At 69.3% G+C, this 6,129-nt stretch carries 5 protein-coding genes; 1 reads left to right on the top strand and 4 read right to left on the bottom strand.

Going from position 1 to position 6,129, the window contains the following annotated elements; genetic code table 11:
* Positions 1–115: 115 nt before the first annotated feature.
* From WBA11_RS02250 to queF, 4 genes are all read right to left on the bottom strand, one after another.
* Entirely contained in the window at positions 116–964 is an 849-nt protein-coding gene (locus WBA11_RS02250; RefSeq protein WP_424519104.1) for a hypothetical protein, read from the bottom strand.
* 24 nt (positions 965–988) lie between these two features.
* A complete protein-coding gene (locus WBA11_RS02245; RefSeq protein WP_424519103.1) occupies positions 989–2,572 on the bottom strand; it encodes a hypothetical protein in 1,584 nt (527 codons plus the stop codon).
* A gap of 295 nt (positions 2,573–2,867) precedes the next feature.
* A complete protein-coding gene (mltG, locus tag WBA11_RS02240; RefSeq protein WP_424519102.1) occupies positions 2,868–3,935 on the bottom strand; it encodes an endolytic transglycosylase MltG in 1,068 nt (355 codons plus the stop codon).
* Between the two features lie 54 nt (positions 3,936–3,989).
* The gene (gene queF, locus WBA11_RS02235; protein WP_424519101.1) at positions 3,990–4,520 is read right to left on the bottom strand and encodes a preQ(1) synthase; all 531 of its coding nucleotides are present in this window, start codon (positions 4,518–4,520) and stop codon (positions 3,990–3,992) included.
* A 111-nt stretch (positions 4,521–4,631) separates the two neighbouring features.
* On the opposite strand from queF, the gene queC reads away from it, so the two are divergent.
* On the top strand, positions 4,632–5,369 hold the full coding sequence (gene queC / locus WBA11_RS02230; protein WP_424519100.1) for a 7-cyano-7-deazaguanine synthase QueC: 738 nt from the start codon (positions 4,632–4,634) through the stop codon (positions 5,367–5,369).
* Positions 5,370–6,129 lie beyond the last annotated feature (760 nt).

The following is a 6,129-nucleotide window of genomic DNA, read 5'->3' as shown; positions in this document are numbered from 1 at the left end:
GCCCTCGAGGTCGCGCAGCAACTCGAGCGCGAGCCGCTCCGGGCGGTCCTCGTCCTCGAGGTCGTCTGGCCGCTCGTCGCGCCGCGGCGGCAACTAGCCGGCCTTCCGTCTCGACTCAACGGCCCCTGCTGACTCCAGCAGGGGCCGTTCTCATGTCTACGGGACAGACGCCCATGCACGGGTCCTCGGGGACGAGGGAGAACGCCTCGACCTCCGTCCACCGGTTCTCGTACGGGACGACCAGGTGAAGCGCGCCCGTCGCCGCCAGGCCCCAGTCGACCTGGACGGCGACCGGCACCGGCCCGACCTCGAGGGCGACGCGGTACCCCGGCGTCACGGCTCCGACGTGGAGCGACTGGATGGCGTGGACCATCTCGTGCGCGACGACGTCGGCACGGTCCGTGTCCAGGCCGACCGTCCGCCCGATGGCGAACCCGATCCGGTCGGGGTCGGTCTCGGTGCTGCGGCCGTCACCCCGGAACACGAGCGCTCCGGCCTCGAGGTCGGGGCGGTAGCCCAAGATGGGGAGGGCGGCCATCGTGGTTGCGCTGGCCGCGTTGATTTCGAGGACGGCGGGCGGGCGGTCCCGCCTCGATAGTGGCGTCCGCAGGCGGACGTCGAGGGGTCCGAACCCGTAGCGGACCGCGCCCAGGATGTGCTCGCCCTCGGCCACGTTCTCGGCGATCGAGGCCGACGCGTAGCCCAGCGCGAGCGCCGTCCCGAACCGTCCCCGAGCGGCGAGGGCCTTCGAGTGGTAGAACCCCAAACCGCTCAGCGCGCCCGCGCCCAGCGCCGTCGCCACGTCCTCGGAGGAGTGGAGCTTCCCCTGGGCCGCCCTCGAGGCGAGCGTCGCGACCGCGGTGACGCCGATGTTCGAGGCCTGGATGTGGCCGTCTGAGACCGTCCTCGAGGCCGTGCACCCGCTGAGGGCGACGGTGAGGAGCAGGACGAGGCGAGCGAGCACGGCGGGGCAGAGGACGTCCCGAGGCTACGCCGGCTGCGGCGTCGGAACCAGGTCCGAGACCGGTGCCCTGGCCCGTCCTCGAGGCCATCGGATCACGATCTCGGCCAAGAGCGCCGAGAGGGCCAGCAACAAGAAAATCGCCGCGCCGGCCGTCGTCCTCGAGGTAAACGCCGCGACCTGGACGATCAAGACGCCGACGCCGACCGGGATCGAGACCAGGAGCGGGACGAACCGCCGGGCGGCGTCGAACTTGTCGGACGAGCGTGAGAACGGCGGCGTCGAGGTCGCGACGGCGAACGAACGGGAAACCAGGACGGAGACGGCGAACCAGTAGCCCGCGTGCAGGACGGCATCGAGGGCGGGCATCGTCGCGGCCATCCCGACGGCGATCGCGACGTGGAGCGGAAACAACGCGCGCCACGTCAGCGCCTGGTGGGCGCCGAGTTGGACCACTCGTGGGGGCGCGTCCGGGATCACGCTGAACACCCAGGACGCGTCGGCATGGTCGGAGTGCTGGACGGTCTGGACGAGCGACTGCACGCAGAACAGCAGCACGACGATGATTGATAGGTGGAGCTGGGTCGTCGAGTTCTGGAGCACCCGCAGCGTGCCCTCGAGGGCGCCCACGTCTCCGAACCCGACCACGCTCCCCAGGCCTCCGCTCAGCCAGCCGAACGCGACGAACCCGACCGGCAGAATCGCGGCGGGCCACAGTCGACCTCGGACCAGACGGTCGTCGGCGAAGGCCGCGGCGGCGAACCCGTAGGCGGCTCGAACGGGGCCGGGACGGACGAGCCAGCGTTCAGGGGCGCTCAGCTGGCGGCCTAGACGTGACCTCGACCCATCGCGGCGCGCGCCGTCTGCCAGGCGACGCAACAGGTCGAAATACTGGTGCGGAATCATGAAGCCGAACGCGATCACGAACCCAACGAGAGACAGCAGGAGCAGGCCGAGCCCAGCCGTCGGTCGGCCGCTGAACGCGTCGGCGAGCCAGGCTGCGGGCCACCACGGCGAATCGAGCGCCTGGGCCTGAGCGCCGACGAGTTGAAACCCCAAGACGAGGGCTGCGATCAGGGCCGCTCGGGCGATGCCGATGGCCCACCGGAGCGGCTTGCGCGGGAGCGTGAGCGTGAGCGTCCACAGCAAAAGGAGGGCGGCCAGCGATGTCCACACGATCGCGGACGTGATTCCGGTGCCGACGAGCACGCCGAGAGCCAGTCCGTTCGAGGCCGCCACGCGGATGGCGACGGGGAGCGCGACGCCGATCGCCATGAGCCCGACGTACACGCCGATCCCGAGCAGCCTCGCGCCGTAGTGCGAGGCCTCGGTCGCAGGCAGCGTCGTGAGCCACGCGTTGTCGCGCGGCCGTCCCATCAGGTCATCGTAGGACCCGACGATGCCGAACGCGGCCAACACCATCCCGAAGCTGGACCCGACGAACAGGGCTTGCTCCGGAGGTGCGCCTCCGAGCGACAGGGCCAGCACGGCGCCCGAGAACCCGTACGCCATCACGGTCGTCGCCAGGCGCCCGGCGCTGAGCTTGCCGGAGCGCCGGTGGCGAAGGTCGGCCCGGAGCTGGGCGGCGGCGAGCGTGAGGACCGGACTCATAGGGCCTCAGTATCGGCAGACGCCGCGCCAGGTTCAGCGCTGGGGGAGATTCGTCCTCGAGGGCACGCGTTAGACGGTGCCGAGAGCTTGGGGAAGGTCTCGGCCTCGAGGACGAGCCGCTCGCTTTCGGCCTCGAGGTCGTCAGCTAGAACGCAGCTTCTCCAACGGAGCTACGGGGGACGCCCGAAAGCACTTGCTACCTGGGCGGCCGACCCGACCTCGAGGGCGCAGTCGACCAACCCCTTCTCGCATTCCGTCCGGCCTCGAGGACGCGTCTTGACCTCGAGGCCGCGCCCTATTCCCCAGCCGCCTCTGCGGCTTCGCGCGCGTCCCGCTCCCGGACCTGCCGGCTCAGCCACGCGCTCCAACGTCGGGCCTTCGCGTTGTGCTCCGCGACCGTCCGGCTGAAGTCGTGGCCGCCCGTCCCGTCGGCGACGAAGAAGAGGTAGTCGTGCTCCTCGTTGTCGAGGACGGCGTCGATGGTGCCGTCCGAGGGGTTCGTGATCGGGCCGGGCGGCAGGCCGTCGATCTGGTACGTGTTGTAGGCGCTCGGGAAGGCGTAGTCGCGGAAGAACAGGCGCCGCATCTGGGGCTCGCCGCCTTCCTCCATCAGTGCGAACTGGACCGTTGGGTCGGCTTGTAGGCGCATCGTGCCCGCCTGCGTTCGGCCGAGAAGGCGGTTGAGGTAGAGCCCCGCGATCCGGCGGCGCTCCTCCGGCTTACGCGCCTCCCACTCGACGAGGGACGCGACCGTGACGACCTCGTCCGGCGACAGCCCGAGGGCGTCCGCTTTGGCGCGACGCTCCGGCGTCCAGAACGTCTCGTAGCGGTCGTGGATGCGGCGGATGGCCGTCTCGGCGTCGTCGGTCCAGTACATGTCGAACGTCTCGGCCAGCATCCGGCCGTGCAAGTGCTCGACGTCGGTCCCGAGCGAGTCGGCGAACGCGGGGTCGCGCAAGAGTTGGGCGACCGCCGTCGAGTCCGTCCCGAGCTGGTTGCGCAGCACGCGCGCGGTCCGCTCCGGCCTCGATCCCGGTGGGATCGTGATGCGGATCGGGTCGCGCAACCCCTTCCTGATCTTGTTCATGAGGTCCCAGTTGCTCATGCCGGGCTCGATGTAATAGTGGCCCCGCTTGACCTGGTCGGCCCAGCCCGTCGCCGTCGCGAACGTCGTCAAGGACGAGCGCGAGCCGAGCGCGCCGGCGGCCTCGAGGGAGTCGAGCATGGCCTCGAACGTGGTCCCTTCGGGCAGGCGGACCGACGCCCGCTCCTCGCCGACGGTGTTGGGCGTGAACGCCAGCCAGGCGACGGCGCCCGCTCCGAGCAGACCCAGCACGACGACCAGGGCAACGATCTTCTTCATGGAGGTGGTGGTACGGGCGGCTCGTCCTCGATGCCGCGTCCGATGGGAGGGAGCCTACGCCGCGCCGTCGCCGCCGACCTCGAGGTCGTGGACCGGCTGGTCGCGGCTGTCGACGGAGCACACCGTGTGGATGCCGCCGCGGACGGTGTAGTCGGTCGAGACAATCAGGCGATGTGGGTCCTCGAGGTGGCGCATCAAGTCCTCGAACATGAGCGCTGTGACGTCCTCCTGAGCCGACCCAACGTGGCGCCAGCTCAAGAGGTAATACTTCAAGCTCTTGAGCTCGACGAGCCACGACCCGGGCACGTACTCGATGCGGACCGTTCCCGAATCCGGCAGGCCCGAGAACGGGCACAGGGCGGAAAACTCGCCCGGCTCGGTTTCATAGGTGACCACCTGACGCGCGGCGTGCTCGTACGGCATCCGGTGGATCTCGGCCTGGCGCGTGTCCGGCGGCAGAAATAGCGCGACGCGGCCCTCAGGCTCGATTCCGTAGCGGGACATGTGCTCCAGCGACGCCTTGGTGTGCTCTAAGGCACGGGCGTGGAAGTCGTCGAGGCGGTCGGTGGGGTCGAGGTCGGCCATGCGGATAGAGGAGGCAGGCGGAGGATAACGGGGTGCCGGGCGCTCTCGTGAGCGTCGGCGCAGTCTTTGCAAAACCTCGAGGTCACGGTCTACATGTGCGATCTTCTCCTCATGCCTGACGACGCCCGTTCTGCCATCGTCCTGTTCTCCGGAGGCCAGGACTCCACGACGTGCCTGTTCTGGGCGCTCTCACCGGCCTACGGCGCCTTCGACCGCGTCGAGGCCGTGTCGTTCGAGTACGGGCAGCGCCACGCCGTCGAACTCGAGCAGGCGCGCCAGATCGCCGACGCGGCGGGCGTCCCCCACACCGTCTTGGATGCGCGCGGCTTGCTGGGTGGCTCGGCCTTGATGGCCGACGAGGGTGGAGACACCGGCGCCGAGCACCCGCTGATGCCCAAACTCCCGGCGTCGTTCGTGCCGGGCCGCAACGCCCTCATGCTGACGGCTGCGGCCTCGTACGGCTTCCGCAAGGGGATTAAGCACCTGGTCGCGGGGATGTGCGAGAACGACTACTCCGGCTACCCCGACTGCCGCCCCGACTTCGCCGAGTCCCAAGAGAAGACGCTGAGCCTGGCGTTCGGCTCGCCGATCCACGTCTGGACGCCGCTTATGCACCTGGTCAAGGCCGAGACGTGGAAGCTGGCCGCCGATCTGGGGACGGTCCGCGGGCTCAACGTCCTCCAGGTCGTCCGCGAGATGAGCCACACGGACTACCACGGCGACCGGTCCGAGAAGCACGACTGGGGCTACGGCAAGCTCAACAACTCGGCGTCGGTGCTGCGCGCGCAGGGCTACGCCGAGGCCGTCGCGAACGGCTGGATCCCAGACGCGGAGAAGGCGGCGGGGTAGGACGCGTCCTCGAGGTCGGACGGAATGCGAGAGGTGCGAAAGAGAAGAGGGGTTGTGTGCGAGGTGGGTCGAGGTCAGCTCAACCTTGAGGACGGCGGGAGGCGCGGAGTTTCTGACCTCGAGGTCGGACCAGTCTCGAGGTCGCAGACAGGGTCTCTTCTCAGCGACTGGCCTCTCAGCGACTGGTAGGAGGCTCTCTCGCGAGTCTCCCACTCCCGTCATTCCCGCGGAGGCGGGAATCCAGAGTGGCGAGCGCCGATGTGCCCTGACGCCCTGGATTCCCGCCTCCGCGGGAATGACTGTTTGAAAGGGGTGCGCGGACCGTGCAGGCCTCCTCTCTTCTACCGGCTCTCCTTGTGGGACGGGGTGAGGAGGCACGACGTTCGGTCCGACCTCGAGGGTTTCGAGGATAGAGACCGAACCGTTGACAGCGACCTCGAGGCCGGCCGTGAGACCCATGGATCCCCGCGTGCGCGAGGATGACTCTGATGAGGATTGCGTTGTGGCAGACGGCCTCGAGACCGCCATCCAAGAAAACCTCCCCTCCTCCGCCCTGGACCGACCTCGAGGTCGGTGGACCTCTCCTCGTCCTCGAGGCCGACGCGTCCCAGCCGGCACACCTCTCCTCTTCCACACGCATCCCGCCCTCGAGGCCGGCACCGCCGCGGCGCGCCCGTCGTTATCGTCGGAGTCGCCCACCCCGTGAAGGCCCATGAAGTTCGTCGGCGTCCAACTCTCGTACTTCTTCAACGACTCGACC

It is taken from the genome of Rubrivirga sp., assembly GCF_049648075.1.
In the GTDB taxonomy this organism is placed as follows: Bacteria; Bacteroidota; Rhodothermia; order Rhodothermales; family Rubricoccaceae; genus Rubrivirga.
Note: the sequence above shows the minus strand (reverse complement) of the source record. Positions and strands in the feature narration are given on the sequence as shown.

Coding starts and splice junctions, on each gene's coding strand:
- WBA11_RS02245 (WP_424519103.1), bottom strand. CDS start 2,572: ATGAGTCCGGTCCTCACGCTCGCCGCCGCCCAGCTCCGGGCCGACCTT.
- mltG (WP_424519102.1), bottom strand. CDS start 3,935: ATGAAGAAGATCGTTGCCCTGGTCGTCGTGCTGGGTCTGCTCGGAGCG.
- queF (WP_424519101.1), bottom strand. CDS start 4,520: ATGGCCGACCTCGACCCCACCGACCGCCTCGACGACTTCCACGCCCGT.
- queC (WP_424519100.1), top strand. CDS start 4,632: ATGCCTGACGACGCCCGTTCTGCCATCGTCCTGTTCTCCGGAGGCCAG.